29 protein-coding genes are annotated in these 24,885 nt (G+C 68.0%); 10 read left to right on the top strand and 19 right to left on the bottom strand.

The genetic code is table 11. The annotated features are described in order from the left end of the window. Window positions 1–36: 36 nt before the first annotated feature. Entirely contained in the window at window positions 37–669 is a 633-nt protein-coding gene (rlmE, locus tag ABIA71_RS01050; protein WP_354282415.1) for a 23S rRNA (uridine(2552)-2'-O)-methyltransferase RlmE, read from the bottom strand. A 65-nt stretch (window positions 670–734) separates the two neighbouring features. On the opposite strand from rlmE, the gene yhbY reads away from it, so the two are divergent. Together yhbY and ABIA71_RS01040 are read left to right on the top strand one after the other, a co-directional pair. Next, window positions 735–1,040, top strand: a complete 306-nt coding sequence (gene yhbY, locus ABIA71_RS01045) for a ribosome assembly RNA-binding protein YhbY (RefSeq protein WP_128098110.1) — start codon at window positions 735–737, stop codon at window positions 1,038–1,040. A 15-nt stretch (window positions 1,041–1,055) separates the two neighbouring features. After that, complete coding sequence (locus tag ABIA71_RS01040; protein ID WP_354282413.1) at window positions 1,056–1,430, top strand: Mth938-like domain-containing protein; 375 nt, start codon at window positions 1,056–1,058, stop codon at window positions 1,428–1,430. A gap of 365 nt (window positions 1,431–1,795) precedes the next feature. Here ABIA71_RS01040 and ABIA71_RS01035 read toward each other — a convergent pair whose 3' ends face one another. The 4 genes from ABIA71_RS01035 to surE are packed head-to-tail and all read right to left on the bottom strand — an operon-like array spanning window position 1,796 to window position 4,665. Continuing rightward, window positions 1,796–2,581 carry a peptidoglycan DD-metalloendopeptidase family protein gene (locus ABIA71_RS01035; protein WP_354282411.1) on the bottom strand — a complete coding sequence of 262 codons (786 nt, stop codon included), beginning with the start codon at window positions 2,579–2,581 and terminating at the stop codon, window positions 1,796–1,798. Further along, window positions 2,578–3,192 (bottom strand): YqaA family protein, encoded by a 615-nt coding sequence (locus tag ABIA71_RS01030; RefSeq protein WP_128098113.1) that lies wholly within the window; start codon window positions 3,190–3,192, stop codon window positions 2,578–2,580. The genes ABIA71_RS01035 and ABIA71_RS01030 overlap by 4 nt, the downstream gene beginning before the upstream one ends. Window positions 3,193–3,211: 19 nt before the next feature. Further along, window positions 3,212–3,889 (bottom strand): protein-L-isoaspartate(D-aspartate) O-methyltransferase, encoded by a 678-nt coding sequence (locus tag ABIA71_RS01025; RefSeq protein WP_038689147.1) that lies wholly within the window; start codon window positions 3,887–3,889, stop codon window positions 3,212–3,214. After that, window positions 3,886–4,665 carry a 5'/3'-nucleotidase SurE gene (gene surE, locus ABIA71_RS01020; RefSeq protein ID WP_038689150.1) on the bottom strand — a complete coding sequence of 260 codons (780 nt, stop codon included), beginning with the start codon at window positions 4,663–4,665 and terminating at the stop codon, window positions 3,886–3,888. Before surE ends, ABIA71_RS01025 begins: the two co-directional genes overlap by 4 nt. Before the next feature lie 187 nt (window positions 4,666–4,852). Here surE and ABIA71_RS01015 point away from each other — a divergent pair, with 187 nt between their 5' ends. Then, the gene (locus ABIA71_RS01015) at window positions 4,853–5,392 is read left to right on the top strand and encodes a Smr/MutS family protein (protein ID WP_354282409.1); all 540 of its coding nucleotides are present in this window, start codon (window positions 4,853–4,855) and stop codon (window positions 5,390–5,392) included. A gap of 187 nt (window positions 5,393–5,579) precedes the next feature. Here ABIA71_RS01015 and truD read toward each other — a convergent pair whose 3' ends face one another. The 8 genes from truD to ABIA71_RS00975 all read right to left on the bottom strand — a co-directional run bounded on the left by truD (window position 5,580) and on the right by ABIA71_RS00975 (window position 12,274). Continuing rightward, complete coding sequence (gene truD / locus ABIA71_RS01010) at window positions 5,580–6,617, bottom strand: tRNA pseudouridine(13) synthase TruD (protein ID WP_354282407.1); 1,038 nt, start codon at window positions 6,615–6,617, stop codon at window positions 5,580–5,582. Then, window positions 6,614–7,111, bottom strand: a complete 498-nt coding sequence (ispF, locus tag ABIA71_RS01005) for a 2-C-methyl-D-erythritol 2,4-cyclodiphosphate synthase (protein WP_354282405.1) — start codon at window positions 7,109–7,111, stop codon at window positions 6,614–6,616. Before ispF ends, truD begins: the two co-directional genes overlap by 4 nt. 35 nt (window positions 7,112–7,146) lie before the next feature. Beyond that, window positions 7,147–7,845: a 2-C-methyl-D-erythritol 4-phosphate cytidylyltransferase gene (gene ispD, locus ABIA71_RS01000; RefSeq protein WP_038689158.1), complete on the bottom strand. Its 699-nt coding sequence runs from the start codon at window positions 7,843–7,845 to the stop codon at window positions 7,147–7,149. Further along, a complete protein-coding gene (ftsB, locus tag ABIA71_RS00995; RefSeq protein ID WP_354282403.1) occupies window positions 7,842–8,189 on the bottom strand; it encodes a cell division protein FtsB in 348 nt (115 codons plus the stop codon). The genes ispD and ftsB overlap by 4 nt, the downstream gene beginning before the upstream one ends. A gap of 4 nt (window positions 8,190–8,193) precedes the next feature. Then, window positions 8,194–9,486, bottom strand: a complete 1,293-nt coding sequence (gene eno, locus ABIA71_RS00990; protein WP_159496396.1) for a phosphopyruvate hydratase — start codon at window positions 9,484–9,486, stop codon at window positions 8,194–8,196. 128 nt (window positions 9,487–9,614) lie between these two features. Beyond that, on the bottom strand, window positions 9,615–9,959 hold the full coding sequence (locus tag ABIA71_RS00985; protein ID WP_354282401.1) for a hypothetical protein: 345 nt from the start codon (window positions 9,957–9,959) through the stop codon (window positions 9,615–9,617). A 37-nt stretch (window positions 9,960–9,996) separates the two neighbouring features. Beyond that, window positions 9,997–11,655, bottom strand: a complete 1,659-nt coding sequence (pyrG, locus tag ABIA71_RS00980; RefSeq protein ID WP_354282399.1) for a CTP synthase — start codon at window positions 11,653–11,655, stop codon at window positions 9,997–9,999. 379 nt (window positions 11,656–12,034) lie between these two features. Continuing rightward, on the bottom strand, window positions 12,035–12,274 hold the full coding sequence (locus tag ABIA71_RS00975; protein ID WP_128096690.1) for a hypothetical protein: 240 nt from the start codon (window positions 12,272–12,274) through the stop codon (window positions 12,035–12,037). Window positions 12,275–12,435: 161 nt separating this feature from the next. Between ABIA71_RS00975 and parE the strand changes: the two genes are divergently transcribed. From parE to ABIA71_RS00960, 3 genes are all read left to right on the top strand, one after another. Further along, on the top strand, window positions 12,436–14,325 hold the full coding sequence (parE, locus tag ABIA71_RS00970; RefSeq protein WP_354282396.1) for a DNA topoisomerase IV subunit B: 1,890 nt from the start codon (window positions 12,436–12,438) through the stop codon (window positions 14,323–14,325). Window positions 14,326–14,496: 171 nt separating this feature from the next. Continuing rightward, window positions 14,497–14,955 (top strand): GNAT family N-acetyltransferase, encoded by a 459-nt coding sequence (locus ABIA71_RS00965; RefSeq protein WP_354282394.1) that lies wholly within the window; start codon window positions 14,497–14,499, stop codon window positions 14,953–14,955. Window positions 14,956–14,967: 12 nt separating this feature from the next. Continuing rightward, window positions 14,968–15,519 carry a GNAT family N-acetyltransferase gene (locus ABIA71_RS00960; RefSeq protein ID WP_354282392.1) on the top strand — a complete coding sequence of 184 codons (552 nt, stop codon included), beginning with the start codon at window positions 14,968–14,970 and terminating at the stop codon, window positions 15,517–15,519. 123 nt (window positions 15,520–15,642) lie between these two features. Here ABIA71_RS00960 and ABIA71_RS00955 read toward each other — a convergent pair whose 3' ends face one another. Together ABIA71_RS00955 and ABIA71_RS00950 are read right to left on the bottom strand one after the other, a co-directional pair. Then, complete coding sequence (locus tag ABIA71_RS00955) at window positions 15,643–16,764, bottom strand: inorganic phosphate transporter (RefSeq protein ID WP_038689173.1); 1,122 nt, start codon at window positions 16,762–16,764, stop codon at window positions 15,643–15,645. A 13-nt stretch (window positions 16,765–16,777) separates the two neighbouring features. After that, window positions 16,778–17,404 carry a DUF47 domain-containing protein gene (locus tag ABIA71_RS00950; protein WP_354282390.1) on the bottom strand — a complete coding sequence of 209 codons (627 nt, stop codon included), beginning with the start codon at window positions 17,402–17,404 and terminating at the stop codon, window positions 16,778–16,780. A 282-nt stretch (window positions 17,405–17,686) separates the two neighbouring features. Between ABIA71_RS00950 and ABIA71_RS00945 the strand changes: the two genes are divergently transcribed. Beyond that, window positions 17,687–18,997 carry a hemolysin family protein gene (locus ABIA71_RS00945; protein WP_128096694.1) on the top strand — a complete coding sequence of 437 codons (1,311 nt, stop codon included), beginning with the start codon at window positions 17,687–17,689 and terminating at the stop codon, window positions 18,995–18,997. Then, window positions 18,981–19,637: an exopolysaccharide biosynthesis protein gene (locus ABIA71_RS00940; RefSeq protein WP_354282388.1), complete on the top strand. Its 657-nt coding sequence runs from the start codon at window positions 18,981–18,983 to the stop codon at window positions 19,635–19,637. Before ABIA71_RS00945 ends, ABIA71_RS00940 begins: the two co-directional genes overlap by 17 nt. Window positions 19,638–19,776: 139 nt before the next feature. Here the strand turns inward: ABIA71_RS00940 and ABIA71_RS00935 are convergent, their stop codons facing one another. The 4 genes from ABIA71_RS00935 to ABIA71_RS00920 all read right to left on the bottom strand — a co-directional run bounded on the left by ABIA71_RS00935 (window position 19,777) and on the right by ABIA71_RS00920 (window position 22,705). Then, entirely contained in the window at window positions 19,777–20,286 is a 510-nt protein-coding gene (locus tag ABIA71_RS00935; RefSeq protein WP_313424632.1) for a pyridoxamine 5'-phosphate oxidase family protein, read from the bottom strand. A 104-nt stretch (window positions 20,287–20,390) separates the two neighbouring features. Next, on the bottom strand, window positions 20,391–21,377 hold the full coding sequence (locus ABIA71_RS00930; RefSeq protein WP_354282387.1) for an LLM class flavin-dependent oxidoreductase: 987 nt from the start codon (window positions 21,375–21,377) through the stop codon (window positions 20,391–20,393). Between the two features lie 152 nt (window positions 21,378–21,529). After that, complete coding sequence (locus ABIA71_RS00925; protein ID WP_354282385.1) at window positions 21,530–22,285, bottom strand: sulfurtransferase; 756 nt, start codon at window positions 22,283–22,285, stop codon at window positions 21,530–21,532. Between the two features lie 54 nt (window positions 22,286–22,339). Beyond that, window positions 22,340–22,705: a DUF6164 family protein gene (locus ABIA71_RS00920; RefSeq protein WP_354282383.1), complete on the bottom strand. Its 366-nt coding sequence runs from the start codon at window positions 22,703–22,705 to the stop codon at window positions 22,340–22,342. Between the two features lie 64 nt (window positions 22,706–22,769). On the opposite strand from ABIA71_RS00920, the gene ABIA71_RS00915 reads away from it, so the two are divergent. Then, complete coding sequence (locus ABIA71_RS00915; protein ID WP_354282381.1) at window positions 22,770–23,210, top strand: FKBP-type peptidyl-prolyl cis-trans isomerase; 441 nt, start codon at window positions 22,770–22,772, stop codon at window positions 23,208–23,210. A 9-nt stretch (window positions 23,211–23,219) separates the two neighbouring features. Continuing rightward, on the top strand, window positions 23,220–24,467 hold the full coding sequence (locus tag ABIA71_RS00910) for a TIGR03862 family flavoprotein (protein WP_354282379.1): 1,248 nt from the start codon (window positions 23,220–23,222) through the stop codon (window positions 24,465–24,467). Window positions 24,468–24,885 lie beyond the last annotated feature (418 nt).

Below are 24,885 nucleotides of genomic sequence, written 5' to 3'. Positions count from 1 at the left end.
TTCCTCTAATTCCTGACGCGATTCGTATGGTTGAGCTTACTTGATCTGCGCGCGTTTGCCCTGCCCCAAGGCATACACCTCGGGCGAGCGCTTGCGGGACGCTTCCGGCTTGCGGATGGCGACCTTGTCGTACCGGCGGCGCATCTCGCGCACGTAGTCGTCAAAGCCCACGCCCTGGAACAACTTGATCAGGAACGCGCCACCCGGCTTGAGATGGTTGTCGGCAAATTCCATCGCCAACTCCGCCAGGTGCATCATCCGCGGCTGGTCGACCGCGTCCATGCCACTTTTATTGGGGGCCATATCCGACAGAACAAGGTCTACCGGCTGATCCCCCAGCATCGCTTCAAACTGCGATAGGACGGTTTGCTCCCTGAAGTCTCCGTGAAGGAACTCCACGCCGGCCAGCGGCGGCATCTCCAGGATGTCCAGGGCCAGGACCCGGCCGGTGTCGCCGATCTGCCGGCGCACCTGCTGGGACCAGCCGCCCGGGGCCGCGCCCAGGTCGACCACGACCATGTGCGGCTTCAGCAACCGGTCACGCGCGAGCAGCTCCTCCAGCTTGTAAGCCGCGCGCGAGCGCATGCCCTCTGCCTGTGCCTTCTTCACGAAGGGGTCGGAAAAGTGTTCTTTCAACCAGCGTTGACTGCTCTTGCTGCGCGATACCATTGGTAATAGGGCCGGAACGGGTGGTCATGATACCCTGATCGCCCCAGATAACCGCTTGTTCCTGAATGTCTATTGCCCTGACCTCTGCCCAGACCCGCTTCCTCCGCGGCCATGCCCATGATCTGAAAGCCCTGCTGCAGATCGGCGGCAAGGGGGTCACGCCGGCCTTCCTGGCCGAACTGGAGGAAGTTCTGGAACGCCATGAACTGATCAAGGTGAAGGTGGCCGCCGAGGACCGCGACGCCCGTGACGCCATGATCGCCGAACTGACCACCGCCTCCGGCAGCGCGCTGGTGCAGCGCATCGGCCACGTGGCCGTGCTGTACCGCCCGAGCAAGGAAATGCGCCAGATCGTGCTGCCGCGCGGCTGATCGCGGACCCCCACGATGCAACTGAGTCACGAACTGCCCGATTACGCCTACGCCCTGCGCGCCGCCGATGGCCGTACCGCGAAGGTGAATGACCGCACCCTGGCCAGCAGCTTCGTGCTGACCCCGGACACGCTGATCGAGGCGTGGCCGGTGGCCGACATCAGCGCGTTGACCCCGGAGCACCTGCAGCCGGTGCTGGCGCTGAACCCGGCGCTGGTGGTGCTTGGCACCGGCGATACCCAGGTATTTCCGCCAGCGGCCGTGATGGCCGCCTGCCTGACCCGTGGGATCGGCCTGGAAGTGATGAACAACCCAGCGGCGGCCCGGACCTTCAACATCCTGGCCGGCGAAGGCCGCAAGGTGGCGGCCGCGTTCATCCTGAACGGCTGAAACCGGCGATTTTCGTTCAGGAAAGGCCGCCGCGAGCGGCCTTTTTTGTGTCTGCGTCCCAGGCCTCGGCAGCGACGCATGGCGTCGCTCTACCACCCGGGTCGCGGGATAGGTGCGGTAGAGCCACCCCATGGGTGGCTGCGCGGTGCGGCAGGGCCGACATTGGTCCGGCGCCCGACAGCGACACATGGTGTCGCTCTACCACCGGGGTTGCGGGATATGCGCGGTAGAGCCACCCCATGGGTGGCTGCGCGGTGCAATGGAGCCGGCATGGGTCCAGCGCCCTACAGCGACGCATGGCGTCGCTCTACCCCCCGGTTGGGATGTGCGTGGCGGTAGAGCCGACCGTTGGTCGGCTGCGCTGATTACCGCGGCGGCAGGTACAGCAGCGGGTCGACCGGCTTGCCGTTGTAACGGATCTCGAAGTGGAGCATGTCGCGGGTGGTGCCGGTACGGCCCATCTCGGCGATCTGCTCACCGGCCTTCACGCTCTGGCCCTCGTTGACCAGGCGCTTGCGGTTGTGGCCATAGGCCGACAGCCACTGGTCGCTGTGCTTGATGATGATCAGTTCACCGAAGCCCACCAGGCCGGCACCGGAATACACCACTACGCCCTGCGCGGTGGCGCGGACCGGCTGGCCGCTGCTGCCGGCGATGTCCACGCCCTGCTTGGTGACGTCGGCACCCACGAACTTGCCCACCACTGCCCCGTCGGCTGGCCAGCGCCAGCTGATGTTGCTCTTGATGGCGGTGGTCGGCGACGGTGCCGGCGTGGCCACCGGGGTGGTCGTGCCGGGACGCGGCGCGGTCACCACCGTGGTCGGTGCCCGACCCGGTGCGCCGCCACCCGGATACAGCTTGAGGGTCTGCCCCGGGTAGATGGTGTACGGCTCGGACAGGCCGTTCCAGGCGGCCAGGTCGCGCGGGGTGATGTTGTGGATGCGCGCCAGCGCGTACAGGGTGTCGCCCTTGCGGATCACCGCGGTCTGGCCCGGCTTGGCCACCGAGGCCTGCGGCGTGGTGTGCACCGTGCTGCCGCCGCGGCCGCCGGCCGGTTTCACCACCGTCGCGGTACCGCACGCGCCAAGCGTGGCCACCGCCAGCAGCAGCGCCGTGGCGCGCATTCCCTTGTTCAACCGATCAGCACTCATGCGAACTTCGACCTCCAGACAAGCCAGGCGACCAGCGCCACGACCAGCACGGTCGCGATCCAGCCCAGCGGTTCAATCCAACGCCGCAGCGCAGCTTCCGCGCGCGGTCCACCAATACGGATCACCGCGGCCAGCACGAACACGCGCTTGCCCCGGCCGATCAACATGCTCAGGAAGTACTGCGGCAACGGCACGCCGACGATACCCGATGCCCATGTGAAGACCTTCATCGGGATCGGCATGAAGCCGCCCAGCACCAGGAAGGTGAACACCGCCCACGGCGACTCGGCCATCTTCGCCTGCACGACCGCGATGCCGCTCTCGATGCTGCCCAGCATGCCCAGCGCGGCGAACACCGGCTTGAGCACTTCGAAGGCGTAATGCCCCAGCGCATAGCCGACCAGGGCACCGGCCATCGAGCCGGACAGGCTCAGGGTGGCGAACCACCAGCCGCGCTTGGGCTGGGCCACGCACATCGGCGCCAGCATCACCTCGGGCATCACCGGGAAGATGATGGCCTCGATGAAGCTGAGCACGGTGAGATAGGTCGGGGCGCGCTCGTGCGCGGCCCACTTCATCGCCCGCTCGTACAGCGGACCAAAGATCTTCATGACGTAACGCTCCTGGGAATCAATCCAGCATGCCAGACAGCAACGGCACGAACGTGACCGGCGCCAGTACCTGCTGTTCAATGCTGCCGTCGTCGCGACGGGTCAACTGCACCAGCGACTGCGCACCGGGACCACCCACCGGGGCCACCAGGCGACCGCCCACGGCCAGCTGTTCAACCAGTGCATCGACCAGTGCCGGTGCCGCGGCGGTCACCACGATCGCATCGAAGGGTCCGTGCTCGGCCCAGCCGGCGCGGCCATCGTCGTGCTTGGTGCGGATGTTCATGCCCAGCGCCCGGAAACGCTTACGCGCCTGCCGCAGCAGGTCGCCGATGCGCTCCACGGTGTAGACCTCCAGCCCAACCGCGCCGAGCACCGCGGCCTGGTAGCCCGAACCGGTGCCCACTTCGAGCACGGTCTTCGGTGCGCACTTCAGCACCGCCTCGGTCATGCGCGCCACCACCCACGGCTGGGAGATGGTCTGGCCGTGGCCGATCGGCAGTGCCGTGTCTTCGTAGGCGCGCGAGGCCAGCGCTTCGTCGATGAACAGATGCCGGGGCACCACGCGGATGGCATTGAGCGTGTCTTCGTCGGCGATGCCGGCCTCGCGCAGGCGCTCGACCAGCCGGTCGCGCACGCGCTGGGAGGTCATGCCGATGCCGACCGCTTCGGGCTGCAGGCGCAGGCGCGGGCTCATGCCGGCTGGTCCAGCGCGGCGGTCAGCCCACCCACCCAGCTGGCCACCTTCTCCAGTGCCTGGTAACGGGTGAGGTCGACCTGGATCGGGGTGATCGAAATGAAGCCGTTGCGTACCGCATGGAAATCGGTGCCGGGGCCGGAGTCCTGTTCGCGCCCGGCCGGGCCGATCCAGAACACCTCGTTGCCGCGCGGATCGCGCTGGGCGATGCAGCCCTCGGCACGGTGCCGGTTGCCCAGGCGGGTGACCTCGAAGCCGCGGATCTCGCTCCACGGCAGGTCCGGCACGTTGACGTTGAGGATGGTGTCGGCGGGCAGCGGGTCGGCCTTGAGGCGGGTCACGATCTCCACCGCGGCGCGCGCGGCGGTCTCGAAGTTGCGCGGCTCGTGGTTGCGCGTCACCAGCGACATGGCCACCGCCGGCAGACCCAGGAAACGCCCTTCCATGGCCGCCGAAACGGTGCCGGAATAGATGACGTCATCGCCCAGGTTGGCGGCGTTGTTGATGCCCGACACCACGATGTCCGGCTCGTATTCGAGCACGCCGGTCAGCGCCAGGTGCACGCAGTCGGTGGGGGTGCCAGCGACGGAACAGGTGTAGTGGTCGATGCGCTTGAGCCGGATCGGCAGGTCCAGGGTGAGCGAATTGCTGGCACCGGAACGGTCACGGTCCGGGGCGAACACGGTCACTTCATGACCGGCGTCACGCAATACCGACGCGAGCATCTTGATGCCGGGGGCGTCGACACCGTCGTCGTTGCTGACCAGGATCCGCATCTGCGATTTAACCGCTTGATTTTTCAAGACTTCGATTCCATCACTTTCCAGCGTTGGCGGGGCCGGCGCGTCCCCAGATGGGGCGGGTCGACCGCGCAAGTGCGTCAGCTATTGTGCCGCAAGCGGGCAGATCGTCCTACCCCGGAAACGGTAGGCAGCCGCCCTCGGCTGGCATTACGCTGTACGCATGTCACATCCTGAAGACGAAGACCCCGCCGCGCTGTTCCGTTCGGCCATCGGCGAGGTCAAACCGCTGCGCAAGCCCGCCGCTGCGCCGCCGCCCACGCCGAAGCCGAAGCCGCGTGCGCGCATGGCCGAACGCGATGACCACGAGGCACGCGGCGAGTTCGCGCGGCTGCTGCGCGACAGCAGCCCGCTGGAAGCCGGCGACACGGCCAGCTACCGCCGCGACACCCTGCCCGCCCGCATGTTCCAGCGGCTCAAGCGTGGCCAGTATTCGGTGCAGGACGAGCTGGACCTGCACGGCGCCACGGTGGCGCAGGCCGAAACGCTGTTGCGCCAGTTCCTGCTGGAAGCGCATGCGCACGAGCATGGCTGCGTGCGCATCATCCACGGCAAGGGCCTGCAGTCCGACGGTGGCGCGCCGGTGCTGAAAAACCTGGTCGACCGCCTGCTGCGCCAGCGCAACGACGTGCTGGCTTTTCATTCGGCACCGGCCGGGCAAGGCGGTACGGGCGCGGTGCTGGTGCTGCTGAGCAACCGGTAGCGCCGACCGTTGGTCGGCTGCATTCCAGCCCGGTACCGCGGAACCACGCAACGCGAAGCCGACCAACGGTCGGCTCCACCCGGGCGTGGATCTGGCCGCGTAGCGCCGACCGTTGGTCGGCTGCATTCCGGCCCGGTACCGCGGAACCATGCAGCTTGAAGCCGACCAACGGTCGGCTCTACCGGCTTCAGGCGTCGGGCTGGCTGGCGTCTTGCACCGGTCCAAGTTCGTGCAGCACCGCGGTGGCATAGCAGCCCGGCGGCAGCGCGAAGCTGAGTTCCAGCACGTCCGGCTGCAGCCACTGGTGCTGCAGCATCGCCGGGCGCAGGCGCAGCGCGCGGCGTTCCTGCTTCAGGCGCGCCCCTTCCAGCCCGGCACGCAACGCCAGCGACTGTTCGTCGCCGATCGCGCCCATTTCCAGCGCCGCCGCCGCATCGCTGCTGCGCAGTTCGCCCTCGCCCCACAACGGGCCGCTGGGATGGATGTCGAACCGTGCCAGGCGGTCGGCCAGCAGGTCGGTGAACGGCTCGGGGCCGAACACGCTGCGGCTGCCGTCCAGCATCCACACCTCGCCGTCCAGCGGTGCGTCCCAGTTGCCCTGCGCCACGCGCTCGGCGAGCACCTGGTTGAACAGCGCCGAACGCGCCGCCGACAGCAGCAGCGAGCGCTGGTCCGGGCGCATCCGCCGCCCGCCGAACATCGCCAGCGCGGCCGGCACGTTGCCGCCGTCGCGGCCGAAACGCTGCTCGCCGAACCAGTTCGGCAGGCCACGGGCGGCGATCAACGACAACCGCTCGTCGATCGCGGCCGCGTCACCCTGCACATCGCGCAACACCAGCTTGAAGCGGTTGCCGGCCAGCGCACCGCGCTGCAGCTTGCGGTTGTGCCAGGTGGACTCAACCACCTCGATCTCATCGGAGGCCAGCAGCGCCGGGTCCGGTGCGACCCGCTTGGGCAGGTGCACGCTGAAACGCTGGGTGGTGACCGCATGGCGATCCTTCATGCCGGCGTAGCTGACCGCCATGTCCGGCAGCCCGGCCCAGCGCGCGAGCACTTTGGCCACGTGCACGGTGTTGGCGCCACGCTTGCGGATCGTAAGCAGCAGGTGCTCGCCCTCCCCGCTCGGCTCGAACGCGGGCAGCTCGTCCACCTGGAAATCATCGGGCGTGGTGCGGATCTTCGCGGTCAGCAGCGGCGCGCCGAACGCCAGCGGCAGCGCGATCACAGCGCCACCAGCAGCACGACGGCCTGGGCGGCAATGCCTTCACCGCGCCCGGTGAAGCCCAGCTTCTCCGACGTGGTGGCCTTCACGCTCACGCAGTCCAGCGCCACGCCGAGCACGCCGGCGATGCGCTCGCGCATGGCGGCCGCGTGCGGGCCCACCTTGGGCCGCTCGCAGATCACGGTGATGTCGGTGTTGCCGACCTGCCAGCCGCGTTCGCGCAGCAGGCTGTTGCAGTGGTCGAGCAGGTGCGCGCTGTCGGCCCCCTTCCAGCGCATGTCGGTCGGCGGGAAGTGCACGCCGATGTCGCCCAGCGACAGCGCGCCCAGCATCGCATCGCACAGTGCATGCAGGATCACATCGCCGTCGCTGTGGGCCAGCACGCCGCAGCTGTGCGGCACGCGGATACCGCCCAGCATCACGTGGTCGCCCTCGCCAAAGGCGTGGACGTCGTAGCCCTGTCCGATGCGGACCGGCGGGAATGGTGCGGTGTTCATGGCAAAAACCTGCAGTTGTGGCGACGCGTGCGGGCTCAGTACCCGCGACGCGCCAGCTCGAATTCGAATCGGGACAGATCGGCCGGGGTGGTGACCTTGAAGTTGTCCTCGCTGCCTTCCACCAGCAACGGGCGCAGCCCCTGCCGTTCCATCGCCATGGCGTCGTCGGTGACCTCCACGCCGGCGTCGGCCGCTTCCTGCAGGGCCCGTGCCAGCTGGTGGCGGCGGAACAGCTGCGGGGTCAGCGCGCGCCACAGGCGTGCACGCGGCTCGGTGGCGTCGATACCGCCGTCGTCGCCGGCACGCTTGAGGGTGTCGCGCACCGGTGCGGCCAGGATCGCCCCGACCGGATCATTGCGCCCCACTTCCAGCAGCCGGCCAAGGTCGGCGGCAGCCAGGTTGGGCCGTGCGGCGTCATGCACCAGCACGAAATCATCGGCCCGCACGCTGTCCGGCAAGGCCTGCAGCCCCGCCAGCACCGATGCGGCGCGGGTGGCGCCGCCGATGCAGGTCAGGATCGGCTTGTCGGCCAGCGACTGCCAGCCCGGCCAGTCGGTGTCGCCGTCGGCGACCACCACCATCACCCCGGCCACGACCGGGTGCGACAGCAGGGCCTCCAGGGTATGGGCCAGCAGCACCCGGTCGCCCGCGACCAGGTACTGCTTGGGGGTCTCCCCGCCGAAACGGGTGCCGCGGCCGGCCGCGGGGACCACCGCCCAGACCGTACCCATCAGGGCACATCCTGGTGCGGGGCGTCGGGGTCGATGGCCACCGGCGCGCGCGCGGGCGCAACCGGGGCATCTTCCACCACGCGGTAGAACTTCTCGCCCGGCTTGATCATGCCCAGCTCGCTGCGCGCGCGTTCTTCGATGGCCGCCTGGCCTTCCTTGAGGTCCTTGACCTCGGCGGCCAGCGCGTCATTGCGCTGTTGCAGACCGGCGTTGTCGCGCTTCTGGTTGTCGACCTGGGCTTCCAGGGTCATCACTTCACCTGAATTGCCCGGGCCGAACCAGAAACGGTACTGCAGCCACGCCAGCAACAGCGCCAGCAGCAGCAACATCCAACGCCAGTTGCGCATGGGATCAGCGCTTCAGCGACACGAACGCATCACGACCGGCGTAGCGCGCACCCGCACCCAGCGCTTCTTCGATGCGCAGCAGCTGGTTGTACTTGGCCACGCGGTCGCTGCGGCACAGCGAGCCGGTCTTGATCTGGGTGGCGGTGGTGGCCACGGCGATGTCGGCGATGGTGGTGTCTTCGGTTTCGCCCGAACGGTGCGACACGACGGCCGCGTAGTTGGCGGCGTCGGCCATGGCGATCGCTTCCAGGGTCTCGGTCAGGGTGCCGATCTGGTTGACCTTGATCAGGATGGCGTTGGCGGTGCCCGAGGCGATGCCTTCCTTGAAGATCTTCGGGTTGGTCACGAACAGGTCGTCGCCGACCAGCTGCACCTTGCCGCCGATGCGGTCGGTGAGCAGCTTCCAGCCGGCCCAGTCGTTCTCGGCCAGGCCGTCTTCGATGGTGATGATCGGGTACTGCGCGGCCCAGTCGGCCAGGAAGTCGACGAACTGCTCGGAGGTCAGGCGCTTGTTCTCGCCCACCAGGTTGTACTTGCCGTTTTCGTAGAACTCGGTGGAGGCCACGTCCAGGCCGAGCATCACGTCTTCACCGGCGGTGTAGCCGGCCTTGCCGATCGCTTCCAGGATGGTGTCCAGCGCCTCGACGTTGCTGCGGAAGTCCGGCGCGAAGCCGCCTTCGTCGCCCACGGCGGTGCTCAGGCCATGGCCCTTGAGCACGGACTTGAGCGAATGGAAGATTTCGGTACCGGCGCGCAGCGCTTCGGAGAACGAGGTGAAGCCGACCGGCAGCACCATGAACTCCTGGAAGTCGACGTTGTTGTCGGCATGCGCGCCGCCGTTGATGATGTTCATCATCGGCACCGGCAGCGACGGGGTGACGCCGGTCTTGCCGGCCAGGTACTGCCACAGCGCCTGCTTGTTGGCAGCGGCGGCGGCGTGCGCGGTGGCCATGGACACGGCCAGCAGCGCGTTGGCGCCCAGGCGGCCCTTGTTCTCGGTGCCGTCGAGGTCGATCAGGCGACGGTCCAGGCCTTCCTGGTCGGCGGCGTCATAGCCCTTCAGCGCGTTGGCGATGGTGGTGTTGACGTTGGCCACGGCGTTGCGCACGCCCTTGCCCAGGTAACGGGTCTTGTCGCCGTCACGCAGCTCCACCGCTTCCTTGCTGCCGGTCGAGGCACCCGACGGAACCGCGGCGCGGCCGAACGAACCGTCCTCGAGGATGACATCGGCTTCCAGCGTGGGGTTGCCACGGCTGTCGAGGATTTCACGGGCGTGGATGCTGCGGATCGTGGTCATGGTGGGCCGGTTACCAGTCAGGAAGGGGAAACGCCAAAAAAGGTGCGCTGAAAAAGCTGCCGCGTGATTATCGCCATCCACCTGCCGCTTGCCAAATCGGCGTGCGGGCAGGCAGCGGCGACAGCGGCCTAGAACAGCGCCGGTACCAGCAGCGCCACCAGCAGCAGCGCCATCAACATCAGCGCGCATACGCCCCCGGCCGGTTGCCGGCGCAGGCGCAGGGCCAGAACGCTGGCGACCCCGCCGCCCAGCAGCAGGCCCACGCCCAGCGCCAGGGTGAAATACAGGTACGGGGCAGTGGCCTGCAGGGCGTGGCTGCCATCGCCGGGCATGCCCATGCTGGTCATCACCAGCACCACCAGCATGAAGGTGCAGGCCCAGGCGCCGATCGACAGCAGCAGCGCGGCCCAGCCCCAGGGCCAGGTGCGCCAGCGGCGGCGCACGTCCTGCGCCGCCCCCGGGTCCCGGCTCATGCCGGCCGCCCGGCAGGGCGACCGGTGCACGGCGCGATCAGGCGCCTGCGTCCAGCTTGGCGCCGGCCTTGCGCTCACGCGCGGCGCGGATGAAGCCGATGAACAGCGGATGGCCATCGCGCGGGGTGGACAGGAACTCCGGGTGGGCCTGGCACGCCAGGAACCACGGGTGCTGGTCGCGCGACAGTTCCACCACTTCCACCAGGGTGTCGTCCATCGACTTGCCGGCGATCACCAGGCCCGCATCTTCCAGCTGGGTGCGGTAGCGGTTGTTGAACTCGTAGCGGTGGCGGTGGCGCTCGGACACCACGTCCTTGCCGTACAGCTCGCGGGCCAGCGTGCCCGGCTTCAGGCGCTGCTCCTGCAGGCCCAGGCGCATGGTGCCGCCGAGGTCGCTCTTGTCGTCACGCTTTTCCACGTCGCCGGTGGCGGTGCGCCATTCGGTGATCAGGCCGATCACCGGGTTCGGCGACTGGCGGTCGTTCTCGGTGCTGTTGGCGCCTTCCAGGCCGGCCACGTGGCGGGCGAAATCGACCACGGCCGCCTGCATGCCGTAGCAGATGCCGAAGTACGGCACCTGCTGCTCGCGGGCGAACTGCGAGGTCAGCACCTTGCCTTCGAAGCCACGGTCGCCGAAGCCGCCGGGCACCAGGATGCCGTCGACGTCCTTCAGCGCGCCCATGTCGCTGCCTTCCAGGTCCTGGGCTTCCAGCCACTTCAGGTTGACCTTGGTGCGCTGGCGCAGGCCGCCGTGCTTGAGCGCTTCACCGACCGACTTGTAGGCGTCCTGGTGGTCGACGTACTTGCCGACCACCGCGATGGTGACCTCGTCCAGCGGGTGCAGGGTGGCGTCCACCGCCGCTTCCCACTCGTGCAGGTCGGCCGGGCCGGCCTTGTCGCCGAGCTTGAACTGGTTGATGACGATGTCATCCAGGCCCTGGGCGTGCAGGCCCATCGGGATGCGGTACAGCACGTCCACGTCGGGCACGCTGATCACCGCGCGCTCGGAGACGTTGGTGAACTGGGCGATCTTGCGGCGTTCCGAATCCGGCACCACCTGCTCGGACCGGCACAGCAGCACGTCCGGCTGGATGCCGATCGAGCGCAGTTCCTTGACCGAGTGCTGGGTCGGCTTGGTCTTCAGCTCGCCGGCGGCGGCGATGTACGGCACCAGGGTCAGGTGCATGAACAGCGCCTTTTCCGGGCCACGCTCGGTGCGCACCTGGCGGATTGCCTCCAGGAACGGCAGCGACTCGATGTCGCCCACGGTGCCGCCGATCTCGACCAGGGCCACGTCGAAACCTTCGGTGGCCTCGTCCATGCAGCGGCGGATCTCGTCGGTGATGTGCGGGATGACCTGCACGGTGGCGCCCAGGTAGTCGCCGCGGCGCTCCTTGCGGATCACGTTCTCGTAGATGCGGCCGGTGGTGACCGAGTTCTTGCGGCTCAGGCGGGTGCGCACGAAACGCTCGTAATGGCCCAGGTCCAGGTCGGTTTCGGCGCCGTCGTCGGTGACGTAGACCTCACCGTGCTGGAACGGGCTCATGGTGCCCGGGTCGACGTTGATGTACGGGTCGAGCTTCATCATCGTGACGGTGAGGCCACGGGCTTCAAGGATGGAGGCAAGTGACGCGGCGGCAATGCCTTTGCCGAGCGAGGACACTACGCCGCCGGTTACGAAGATCAAGGGAGTCATGGCTGGGGGTGTCCTGTCAGGAAGGGGGAGACGGCGCCGGCGCGCAGGGCGGCGGACGACGTGAAGGGGAAAGGGGGGCGGATCCGGTCGGCGGGGGCGGTGGACACACGCGCCGGGGACGGGATCGGGGAAGCAGCGCGGTGACCGGTCGGCGAGGTCGGGGTGGCCGTGCCGGTCGCCGTTGGGACCGTCACCTCCTGCCTACCCTGCTGGCGATCGCGCACGATCAGGCCAGTCCATTCGCTGATGGATGACACGCACTGCTCCCGGAAAGCGCTAGTTTACAGATTGAGGGCCGCAAGCCCAAGCACTGGATTGCGGTCCCCACAAAAAAAGGCGCCCCGGCAAGGCCGGGGCGCCCATGGCAGCAGAAGAAGGCTCAGCGCTTCTTTTTGGCCTCTTCCTCTTCTTCCTTCTGCGGGGCCTGCTCGCCCCGGGCCTTCATTTCGGCCGTGGCCTGGGCCCGGCGCTTGGCCTTGGCGTCCGCCTCGGACTGGGCCTTGTCGGCCTGCTCGCCCTGCTGCGGCGTGGGCTGGCCCTGTCCGGCGTTCTGGGCCATGGCCAGCGGCACGGCCACGACGGCGGCGGCAATGGCAACGATGGTCAGCAACTTCTTCATGGGCACTCCTCGCGGTATCGGCTTGGGATGGGGTCGCCGGGGTACGGTTTCCACCACGCACAGTGTATCCAACCCTGGTCGGCCGCCCCCTGAACGTGCGGCGTGCAAAAAAACCGTCCAGACCGCAAACTTCGCCGTCGCTTTGCGCTATATGAAAACAGATGAACGCCCGTTATAACGCCGCCGATATTGAAGTCCTGTCCGGCCTGGACCCGGTCAAGCGCCGCCCCGGCATGTACACCGACACCGCCCGCCCGAACCATCTCGCGCAGGAAGTCATCGACAACGCCGTCGATGAGGCCCTGGCCGGGCATGCCCGTACGGTCGAGGTCACCCTGTACAAGGACGGCAGCTGCGAGGTCAGCGATGACGGCCGCGGCATGCCGGTGGACATCCACCCCGAGGAGAAGATCCCGGGCGTCGAGCTGATCCTGACCCGCCTGCACGCGGGCGGCAAGTTCAACAACAAGAACTACACCTTCTCCGGCGGCCTGCACGGCGTGGGCGTCAGCGTGGTCAATGCGCTGTCGACCCTGGTCGAGGTGCACATCAAGCGCGATGGCAGCGAGCACCGCATCACCTTCCGCAATGGCGACCGCGCCACCCCGCTGGAAGTGGTCGGCAGCGTCGGCAAGAAGAACACCGGCACCCGCGTGCGCTTCTGGGCCGACCCGAAGTACTTCGATACGCCCAAGTACAACCTGCGCGCGCTGCGCCACCTGCTGCGCGCCAAGGCCGTGCTGTGCCCGGGCCTGACCGTGAAGCTGCGCGACGAAGCCACCGACGAGCAGGACACCTGGTACTACGAAGACGGCCTGAGCGATTACCTCAAGGCCGAGCTGGGCGAGCGCGAGATGCTGCCGGCGGACCTGTTCGTGGGCCACCTGAAGAAAGAAAACGAGATCGTGGACTGGGCCCTGGCCTGGATCCCCGAGGGCGAGCTGGTCCAGGAAAGCTACGTCAACCTGATTCCGACCGCCCAGCACGGCACCCATGCCAATGGCCTGCGCACCGGCCTGACCGAGGCGCTGCGCGAGTTCTGCGACTTCCGCAACCTGCTGCCGCGCGGGGTCAAGCTGGCCCCGGAAGACGTGTGGGACCGGGTGTCGTTCGTGCTGTCGCTGAAGATGACCGACCCGCAGTTCAGCGGCCAGACCAAGGAGCGCCTGTCCTCGCGCCAGGCCGCCGGGTTCGTCGAGGGTGCCGCCCACGACGCCTTCAGCCTGCTGTTGAACCAGAACGTGGAGATGGGCGAGAAGATTGCCCAGCTGGCCATCGAGCGCGCCAGCGCGCGCCTGAAGACCGAAAAGCTGGTGACCCGCAAGAAGGTCACCCAGGGCCCTGCCCTGCCCGGCAAGCTGGCCGACTGCATCAGCCAGGACCTGTCGCGCACCGAGCTGTTCCTGGTGGAAGGCGATTCGGCCGGCGGCAGTGCCAAGCAGGCGCGCGACAAGGACTTCCAGGCCATCATGCCGCTGCGCGGCAAGATCCTGAACACCTGGGAAGTGTCCTCGGGCAGCGTGTTGGCCTCCGAAGAAGTACACAACCTGGCCATCGCGATCGGCTGCGATCCGGGCAAGGACGACATCAGCGGGCTGCGCTACGGCAAGGTGGTGATCCTGGCCGACGCCGACTCCGACGGCCTGCACATCGCCACGCTGCTGACCGCCCTGTTCCTGAAGCACTTCCCGGCGCTGGTCGATGCCGGCCACGTGTTCGTGGCGATGCCGCCGCTGTTCCGTATCGACGTGGGCAAGCAGGTGTTCTACGCGCTGGATGAAGAAGAGAAGCGCACCATGCTGGACAAGATCGAGCGCGAGAAGATCAAGGGCACGGTCAGCGTGACCCGCTTCAAGGGCCTGGGCGAAATGAACCCGCCGCAGCTGCGCGAGTCGACCATCCACCCCGACACGCGCCGCCTGGTGCAGCTGACCATCGACGATGGCGAACAGACCCATTCGCTGATGGACATGCTGCTGGCCAAGAAGCGCGCGGGCGACCGCAAGCAGTGGCTGGAGAACAAGGGCGACCTGGCCTCGCTGGACGTCTGATCGCACCGCCCGCCACAGTCTGATGGGAAAGCCCGCCTACCGGCGGGCTTTTTTTGTTCTGCTCCCGGTGACCACAGGTACCCACCGTTGCTGGGGGTGGAAGACATCGCCGGGCGCGGACGTGTTCGGGAAAGGGCGATAATCGAACCACGTTCACCTGAAGACCCTCCGATGACCGGTATCCGCGCCGCCCTGCCCGCCGACTACGACGCCATCACCGACGTGTGGGAAGCGTCGGTGCGGGCCACGCACGACTTCCTGCCCGAACACGCCATCCAGACGCTGCGACCGCTGATCCGCGAGGTCTACCTGGCGGCGGTGGACCTGCATGTGCATGGCGATGCGCACGGGGGGATAGACGGCTTCGTCGGGGTTGCCGAAGGCCGGATCGAAATGCTGTTCATCCACCCGCAGCGGCGCGGCGATGGCATCGGCAAACACCTGCTGCGCCATGCCATCCAGACGCTCGGCGCCACCGCACTGGACGTCAACGAACAGAACCCGCAGGCGGTCGGCTTCTACCAGCATCAGGGCTTCGTCGTCACCGGGCGCTCGCCGCTGGATGGCCAGGGTCAGCCGTATCCCTTGCTGCACATGGCGCTGCCCGGCGCGGCCCGCCCCTCCACCTGATCGAGTGTTCCCATGTATTTCGACCCGACCCTGCAGCTTCACAGCGCGCGCCTGGTACTGAGCCCGATCCGCGCCGCCGACGGTGCGGCCCTGTTCGCCATCCAGTCCGACCCGGCGGTGATGCGCTACTGGAACCACCCCGCCTGGACCGACATCAAACAGGCCTACGCGCAGATCCTGGACGACCTGACGGCGATGCGCGCCGGCACCCAGCTCAAGCTGGGCATCCGCGAACACGCCGACGCGCCGTTGCTCGGCATCTGCGTGGTGTTTGCGATCGATGCCGAGTCACGCCGCGCCGAGATCGGCTACCACCTGGCGCCCGAGGCACAAGGCAAGGGCTACATGCGCGAGGCCCTGCAGTGTTTCATCGACCACCTGCTCGACGACCGTGGCCTGCGCCGGCTGGAAGCCGAGATCGACCCGCGCAACGTGCCCTCGGCCCGCGTGCTGGAGCGGATCGGGTTCCAGCGCGAAGGACTGCTGCGCGAGCGCTGGTGCGTGGGCGGAGAGCTGTCCGACTCGGCGTTGTACGGGTTGCTGGCACGGAACCGCAGCGCCTGACCCCTGCGCTGCGCGGGGGGCGCGACCCTGCCTGCTTTCTATTAAAAAACCCGCCTTTCGGCGGGTTTTTCGTGGCAGCCGGGCAGCTTGGCAGCCGGGCAGAGCCCGGCTCTACGGGGGGAGCTACGCCCAGCCGAACAGTTCGAACAGGCGCAGGATCAGGTACGCGCAGCCGCCTGCCGCCGGAATCGTGAGGATCCAGGCCCAGACGATGCGCTCGATCACGCCGAAGCGCAGCGAACGCGGGTTCTTGGCGTAGCCCACGCCCATGATCGCGGTGGAGATGCTGTGCGTGGTCGAGACCGGCATGCCGAAATGCGCCGCCAGGGTCAGGATCGTGGCCGAGCTGGTCTCGGCGGCGAAGCCGTGGATCGGGTGCAGCTTGACCATCTTGTGACCCAGGGTCTTGATGATCTTCCAGCCACCCGACGCCGTACCAGCCGCCATCACCACCGCGCAGGTCAACACGATCCACATGGCGATGCCGTCACCGGCACTGGCCTGCGGATGCATGAAGGCCAGCCACGACGGCAGGTCGTTCAGCGCACCGGTCGCCTCGGCGCCGATCAGGGTCATGGCGATGATGCCCATGGTCTTCTGCGCGTCGTTGTGGCCGTGGGCGAAGCCCATGTAGGCCGCCGACACGATCTGGGCCTTGCCGAAGAACGCATTGACGATGCGCGGACGCGCCAGGCGCCCGAGCCAGCCACCGGCCTTGGCCATGCCGGCGATGATCGCCCAGAGCAGCAGCATCACCACGATGCCCAGCAGGAAGCCGGCCACCGGCGAGGTGATCATCGGCAGGAACACTTTCCACAACAGGCCCTTGTTCTGGGCCCAGGTGCCGATCCGCTCGGACCAGATCAACGCATCCCAGTTGTTGTGGGCCGCGGCCAGGCCGGCGCCGCACAGGCCGCCGATCAGGGCGTGCGAGGACGACGAGGGCAGGCCTTTCCACCAGGTGATCAGGTTCCAGATGATGCCGCCCAGCAGCGCGCACAGGATCACCTGCGGGGTCACATCGACCACGTTGGTGTTGAGCAGGCCCGAGGCGATGGTCAGCGCCACGGCGGTGCCGGTCAGGGCGCCGATGAGGTTCATGAAGGCCGCGAGCATCACCGCCCAACCGGGCGAGAGCACTTTGGTCGCCACCACGGTGGCGATGGAGTTGGCGGTGTCGTGGAAGCCGTTGATGAACTCGAAGACGAGCGCGGCCAGGATCACCACCAGGACAAGGGTCAGCATGCTGTGGCGTCCGTCAGCTGTTCTTCAGCACGATCTGGTACGCCACCACACCGGCCTCGCGGCAACGGTCGATGGCTTTTTCCAGGATCTCGAAGAACTCCTTGAGCAGGAACATCTGCAGGTTGTCCAGGCGGCCGGAGTAGATGTCGCGGTACAGCTCGAGCATGAGGCGGTCGGCTTCATTCTCCAGCGAGCGCAGCTTCTCGTTGAGCGCGGTCATCCGGTCCAGGTTCATGTGGCGCAGGTCGTTGACCATCTCCACCACCACGCTGGCAGCCTGCTCGAGCATCGCCGCGCGCGGCGCGAAATCGATGTGCTCCAGGTGGGCGGTGGCCAGCGAGTAGCGGTCGGCGAACTTCTCGACCTGCTTGGGAATCTTGTACAGGGCCGAGCCCAGCGCTTCGATGTCCTCGCGCTCGATCGGGGTCATGAAGCTGTCCACCAGGGCCCGGCTGATCTTGTCCGAGGCGGCACGTTCGCGCAGGCGGGCCAGCTTGAAGGCGTCCAGCGCCGGCTGGCGGTCGGAATCGCGCAGCATGGCGTGCAGCGCCTTGGCGCTGTCCTGGGCGGCCTGGGCAGCCTCGTCCAGCAGGGTGTAGAACTGTTTGCCGGAGCCGAAAATGGTCTGCAGAGAGAACATTGAGAAACCTATTCGCCGTCGAGGAAGGACGGCACCGGGCGGAATTATGACGGTTTGATGTCCATTCCGGGTACTCCCCCCTGTCTTCACGCCGCCAAGGGCCTGCCTGAACGACTCTGTTTGCTTACCTGCCCCGGCCTTTTGTTAAGATGCGCGGGCGCCTTCGGGCGCACTCTATGGACGACGACCCTTACCCCCCGCCGCACCGCCGCGCTCACGCGCCCTACGGTAGCCGCCATCGCTTGAACACGCCCTCCCTGCCACCAACCGGGGACGACGCCCGTGTTTGAACTGATTATTGTCCTGGCCCTGATCCTGCTCAACGGCTTCTTCGCCATGTCCGAGATGTCGGTCATGACCTCGCGCAAGAGCCGCCTCAAGCAGATGGCCGGCACCAGCAAGCGCGCCGCACGCGCGCTGGAACTGTCTGAAAAGCCCGAAAGCTTCCTGTCCACGGTGCAGATCGGGATCACCCTGATCGGCATCCTGACCGGTGTCTTCGGCGGCGAGGCGATCGGCCTGGCCATCGCCGAGTGGCTGCACAGCGTTTTCCCCGCCTTTGCCTATGCCAGTGAAGTGGGCAAGGCACTGGCCGTGGCGCTGATCACCTTCCTGACGCTGATCTTCGGCGAACTGGTGCCCAAGCGGCTGGCGATCACCCGCTCGGAGGACATCGCCGGGCTGGTCGCCTGGCCGATGGGCTGGCTGTCCCGGATCGCCTTCCCGGCGGTGTGGCTGCTGTCGCACAGCACCCGGCTGGTGCTGCGGGTGCTGGGCCTGGGCAAGGACGAGGCCGCATCGGTGACGGAAGAAGAGATCCGCATGCTGGTGGCCGAAAGCCACGAGGCCGGCGTCATCGACGCGCACGAGCGCGACATGATGAACCGGGTGATGCGCCTGGGCGACCGGACCGCCGACAGCCTGATGACCCCGCGCAACCGGATCGCCTGGCTGGACACCGTGGCCGACCCGGAGAAGAACATCGCCACGATGCGCGAGAACGAGTTCTCGCGGTACCCGGTGTACCGGGACAACGACCAGGACATCGTGGGCGTGCTGGAAGTGAAGAGCCTGGTGACGCGCCTGGTGCGCGATGACCATTCGCTGTTCCAGCAGCTGCGCGAGCCGCTGTATGTCTCCGAATCCACCCATGCGATGAAGCTGCTGGAGATCTTCCGCGAGGAACAGCAGTCGATGGCGCTGGTGGTGGACGAATACGGCGAGATCCAGGGCCTGGTCACCATCAGCGACCTGATGGGCGCGGTGGTCGGCCGCCTGCAGTCGGTGGAGAACGTGGACGAGGACGCCCTGGTGGTGACCCGCGAGGACGGCTCCTACCTGGTGGACGGTTCGCTGTCGATCGAAGACCTGCGCGAACTGATGGGCAACGCCGAACTGCCCGACGCCGAGGACGGCGACTACTACACGCTGGCTGGCATGTGCATCCACTTCTTCGGACGCATTCCGCACGCGGGCGAGTATTTCGACTGGGCCGGCTGGCGCATCGAGATCGTCGACCTGGACGGTGCGCGGGTGGACAAGCTGCTGCTGCGCACGCTGTCCGAAGAAGAGACCGATGAACTCACCGGCTGATCCACCGCCGCCGGACGAGGGACGGCCGGCGTACCGCAACGAAGGCATCCGCACGTTGCTGGCGATGTTCGACCACGGCGACCCGGAGGAGCGGCTGCTGCTGGGCACCATTCTGCAGGACCTGCAGCAGAGCGCGTTCGGTGTGTTCCTGTTCGTGGCGATCCTGCCGGCGTTCATCCCGATCCCCGGCGTGGGCGGCGCGGTAAGTGGCCCGCTGATCCTGCTGATCGGCGGGCAGATGCTGTTCGGCCTGCGCCGGCCGTGGCTGCCGAAGTTCATTGCCAACCGCGGCCCGAAGCGCGGCACGATGCACCGTTTCCTGGCCCGTATCGACGGCGCCCTGCGGCGGCTGGACAAGCTGCTGAAGCCGCGCCTGCCCGCCCTGCTGGTGCCACGGCTGGCGCACGCGCTGACCGGCCTGTTGCTGATCCTGGTAGCGGTGCTGCTGTCGCTGCCGATCCCGTTCACCAACTATCTGTTCGGCTTCCAGCTGCTGCTGTTCGCGCTGGCGCTGCTGGAACGCGACGGCATGCTGATGCTGTTGAACTGGATCGGCGCACTGGCCGCGGTGCTGTTCTTCGGCTTCAGTTCCGGGCAGCTGGTGAGCTACACGTTGGAGCAGGTCCAGCGCTGGTTCTAAGGGGCGCGCCGGAGCGCGCCGACCAACGGTTGGCGCCTGCCGACGATTCGGGGACGCGCCGATTGCGCGCCGACCAACGGCCGGCGCCCTCCCCTGGTAGAGCCGACCGTTGGTCGGCTGCCCGGAGATCACCCGGCACTCACGCCCCGGGCTTGAGATCCACCGTACCGGTGTCGGACAACGCACCCGGGTCATCGGTGACGGCCGACAACACGAAATACAGCGCACTGCCGAGCAGGCCGCCGGGGCCATCCCAGTATTCGGCCGATTCGGCGCTGACGTGGATCAGGCGCAGGTTGGGGTCGTCCTTGCCACCGGGGAAGAACAGCTTCATCGCCGGCGACCACAGTTCCTCGATCTTCGCGCGGTCATCGACAAGACGCGCGGTGCCCGCGACGGAAACGTAGGTGTTGCCCGAGGGCGACGAATAGGACACGTTGACGCGCGGGTTGAGCGCGATCTCGGCCACCTTGGGGCTGTCGGCTTCGGTGGCGAACCAGAGGTCGCCATCGAACTCGACTTCCTGCGTGCCGAGCGGACGGCTGTAAAGCCGGCCGTCGACACCGACGGTGGTGAACATGGCGATGTCGACATCGCGGATCATGCCCGCCAGTTGTTTGATGTGCTGTTGGCGGTCGTGTTCTGCCATGGAACTAGCTCCTGAAACGGGAGCTCCCATCACAGCCGATCGGCAGCCACGGCAGCGTGAACCGTGCGGTCACGCAACCTTCGCGCGGACCCGTGGCGCTGGCCCTACGCGTTGGCCTTCCACGCCTGCATCGCCAGCCCGAACGAGCGCTTGCGCGCGGCATGATCGAAGATGTTGGCCGTGAGCAGCAGCTCGTCGGGCTTGTGGCGCGCAGCGAACGCCGCCATCCCCTCGCCCACCTGGCGCACGTCGCCGACCACGGCGCAGGCCAGTGCGTTCTGCACGCCCAGCTTTTCATGCGGCTGCCAGAAGTCTTCGATGTCGTTGATCGGCGGCGGAATCAGCCCCGGCTTGCCGCGGCGCAGGTTGACGAAGCTCTGCTGCTGGGTCGTGAACAGGCGCTTGGCCTCCGCCTCGGACTCGGCCGCCACCACGTTGATGCCCAGCACCGCATACGGCGCCTCCAGGTACTGCGACCGGCGGAACTCGCGGCGGTACACGGCCAGCGCCTCGTCCATCGCATCGGGCGCAAAGTGCGACGCGAACGCGAACGGCAGGCCCATCGCGGCGGCCAGGCGCGCGCTGAACAGGCTGGAGCCCAGCAGCCACACCGGCACCGGGATGCCGGCACCGGGCACCGCGCGCACCGCCTGGCCGGCCTGTGCCGGCTCGAAGTAATGCAGCAGTTCGCGCACGTCCTGCGGGAACTGGTCGGCGCTGTCGAAATAGCGGCGCAGGGCGCGCGCGGTGGGCTGGTCGGTGCCGGGCGCGCGGCCCAGGCCCAGGTCGATGCGGTCGGGGTAGAGCGAGGCCAGCGTGCCGAACTGCTCGGCCACCTGCAGCGGCGAGTGGTTGGGCAGCATGATGCCGCCGGCGCCCACGCGGATGCGCCGGGTGCCGCCGGCCACGTGGCCGATCAACACGGCGGTGGCGGCGCTGGCGATGCCCGGCATGTTGTGGTGCTCGGCCAGCCAGTAGCGGTGGTAGCCCCAGCCCTCGGCGTGCTGGGCCAGGTCCAGCATGTTGGCGAAGGCCTGGGTGGTATCACTGCCCTCGCAGACGGGGGCCAGATCAAGAATCGACAGTTGCATGGAGGGGTTCCGTCCAGAAGTCATCCCTTCCAGATGGGGCTGGCCACCGCCCCCCGCCAGTGCCGGTGGCGGGATGCTGATTCCTGCGGTTCGGCTTCGTGAGGGTGCCTTCCGGCCGCCGGTAGCGCCGCGCCCTGCCCTGCAAGCGGCGCTCAGGCGGCTTCGGTACCGGGTTGATCGACCAGCGGCTGCAACTGCGCATCGAGCGCCACGCGCTCGTCGAACACGAAGCACCGGCCCTCGTACCCGTCGCCGCCGACGGCCTCGAAGTAGCCCAGAATGCCGCCGTCCAGCTGCAGCACGTTGTCCATGCCGTCGTTGCGCATCCACAACGCGGCCTTTTCACAGCGGATGCCGCCGGTGCAGAAGCTGACCACGGTGCTGTCGCGTAGCGCCTCGCGGTGCGGCGCCAATGCATCGGGCAGGTCGGTGAACTTGGTGATCGGCAGCACCAGCGCATCCTGGAAGGTGCCGTAGGCGATTTCCTGGGTGTTGCGGGTGTCCAGCATCACCACCGGCTTGCCGGCATCGTCATGGCCCTGGCGCAGCCAGCGCTGCACCGTGGCCGGGTCCACCGACGGGGCGCGCGGATACGCCAGCGGCTGGCCGTCGTCGATACGGAAGCTGATGATCTCCGGCTTGACCTTGGCCTTGAGCCGCGCGAACGGCTGCATCTGGCTGTAGCTGGTTTTCACCCGCAGCCCGGCAAAGCGCGGGTCGGCGTGCAGGGCGGCGTAGAAATCGGCAATGCCGGCTTCAGCGCCGGCCAGGAACAGGTTGATGCCCTCGCCCGCCACCAGAATGGTGCCGCGCAGGCCAGCGGCGGTGGCGCGCTCCAGCAGCGTGGCGCACAGCGCCTCAGGGTCGGCGATGGGGGTGAAATGGTAGGCGGCGGTATTGGCGATCATCCGCGCAGTATAAATGCCGGCCGCCACGCTGCCGGACCGCGGGCCGCCGGCGGTTCAGCCGCGCAGCAGCACGAACGGCAGGAACACCAGCGCCGCTGCGGCGATCATGCCCAGCAGCACCGCAATCACGAACAGCGGCCGGCGCTGCAGCAGGCTCCCGAAGGTTTCGGCGGTGCCATCACGCAGCGCCGCCTCGCGCTCGGCCCGCACGCGCACCCCGCGGGCTTCCTGGTACGGCGCCATCAGGGCCTTGGCGCGCGGCAGGTCCTCATTGTCGCGGATCCAGATCCCGCCCCAGGAGATGCCCCACGGGCTGGGCTCGGTGCGGTAATGGGCGATGCCCGCCTGGTCCAGCAGGGCGATCACGTCCTGGATTTCATCGTCCGCGACATTGCGCAGGTTGAGCAGCAGTTTCGACATGCGCCCATGATAGCGCCCGGCGATGCGCTACCCTTGCGTCCCGTTTTTGCGATCCGGAGCCGCCATGCGCCGCCTGCCCTCCTATCTGCTTGCCCCCCTGATGCTGCTGGCGCTTGCCGGCTGCACCCCGCCCGGCCCGCCGCCGGGCGGCAGCATCGCCCGGTTCGAGAAGATCGACACCCAGCCGGGTACCGGCGCCGAAGCCACGCCCGGCAGCAAAGTGACCGTGCATTACACCGGCTGGATCTACGACGAACGCACCGCCGACAAACACGGCGACAAGTTCGACAGCTCGGTCGACCGTGGCGAGCCTTTCAGCTTCGACCTCGGCAAGGGCCAGGTCATCAAGGGCTGGGATGAAGGCTTCGCCGGGATGAAGGTGGGCGGCAAGCGCACGTTGATGATTCCCGCCGAGTACGGCTACGGCGACCGTGGTGCCGGACCGATCCGGCCCGGTTCGTCGCTGGTGTTCGATGTTGAACTGCTCGACGTCACCCCGCGCTGATTGGCCCGCATGACCGTTTCCAGCACTGCCACGCGACGTGTGGCGATCATTGGCGGTGGCCCGGCCGGGCTGATGGCGGCCGAAACCGTGCGCGCCGCCGGCCACCAGGTCGATGTGTACGAGGCCAAGGGCTCGCCCGGGCGCAAGTTCCTGATCGCCGGCAAGGGCGGGTTGAACCTGACCCACTCCGATGCGCACGACGTGTTCGTGGCGCGCTACCGCGAGCGGGCCGCCGAGGTGGGCGCATGGCTGGCCGATTTCGATGGCCAGGCGCTGCGCGACTGGGCGCTGGGTTTCGGCGTGGAGACCTACGTGGGCAGTTCCGGCCGGGTGTTCCCGGTGGACCGCAAGGCCGCCCCGCTGCTGCGTGGCTGGGTGCGCCGCCTGAAGGAACAGGGCGTGCGCCTGCATGTGCAGCATCGCTGGACCGGCTGGGCGGACGACGGCGCCCTGCGCTTTGAAACGCCTGAGGGGGAGGTCACCGTGCAGGCCGATGCCGTGGTGCTGGCGATGGGCGGTGGCAGCTGGCCACAGCTCGGCTCGGATGCCGCCTGGGTGGCACCGCTGTCCGCGCGCGGCATTGAGATGGCGCCGCTGCAACCGGCCAACTGCGGGTTTGACGTCGACTGGACCGCGTACTTCCGCGAGCGCCAGGCCGGTGCGCCGTTGAAGCCGCTGGTGGCCCATTGGGTCGCGCTGGATGGGCAGCCGCGCACGCTGCAGGGCGAGTGCGTGATCAGCGCCGACGGCATCGAAGGCAGCCTGGTCTATGCGATGGCCGCCGACCTGCGCGACACCCTCGCCCGCGATGGCGCGGTGACGCTGCATCTGGACCTGCTGCCCGGCCAGACCGAGGCGCAGCTGCTGGACAAGCTGCAGCGTCCCCGCCAGGGCCGCAGCTTCGGTGAACACCTGCGCCGCCAGCTGGGCCTGGGCGGGGTGAAGTCGGCGCTGTTGTTCGAAGTGCTGGGCAAGGACGCCGGCCAATTGCCCGCCGACCGCATCGCGGCCGCGCTGAAGCGGCTGCCGCTGTCACTGCTGCGCCCGCGCCCGATCGCCGAAGTCATCAGCACCGCCGGCGGCGTCCGCCTGGAGGCGCTGGACGCGCAGCTGATGCTGCGCGACCTGCCGGGTACGTTCTGCGCCGGCGAAATGCTGGACTGGGAAGCGCCCACCGGCGGCTACCTGCTGACCGCCTGCTTTGCCAGCGGGCTGCGCGCCGGTCGCGGCGTCATCGCGTACCTGCAGGCCCGGTAAGCGTCCCACGCCGAACCCGGGTAGTGCCGGCCGCTGGCCGGCTCCAGACACACCCCGACACGCCCAGGTAGTGCCGGCCGCTGGCCGGCTCCATGCACACCCGACACGCCCGGGTAGTGCCGGCCGCTGGCCGGCTCCATGCACACCCGACACGCCCGGGTAGTGCCGGCCGCTGGCCGGCTCCATGTACACCCGACACGCCCGGGTAGTGCCGGCCGCTGGCCGGCTCCATGTAGATCTTCAGGCATCCCGGGGAGCCGGCCAGCGGCCGGCACTACCTTGTGCTTTGGGCATCACGGGGAGCCGGCCAGCGGCCGGCACTAACTTGTGCTTTGGGCATCACGGGGAGCCGGCCAGCGGCCGGCACTACAGTGTGCTTTGGGCAGCTCGGGGAGCCGGCCAGCGGCCGGCACTACCT

Origin of the sequence: Stenotrophomonas sp. 2619, from assembly GCF_040548725.1 — a bacterium.
In the GTDB taxonomy this organism is placed as follows: Bacteria; Pseudomonadota; Gammaproteobacteria; order Xanthomonadales; family Xanthomonadaceae; genus Stenotrophomonas; species Stenotrophomonas maltophilia_AP.
Note: the sequence above shows the minus strand (reverse complement) of the source record. Positions and strands in the feature narration are given on the sequence as shown.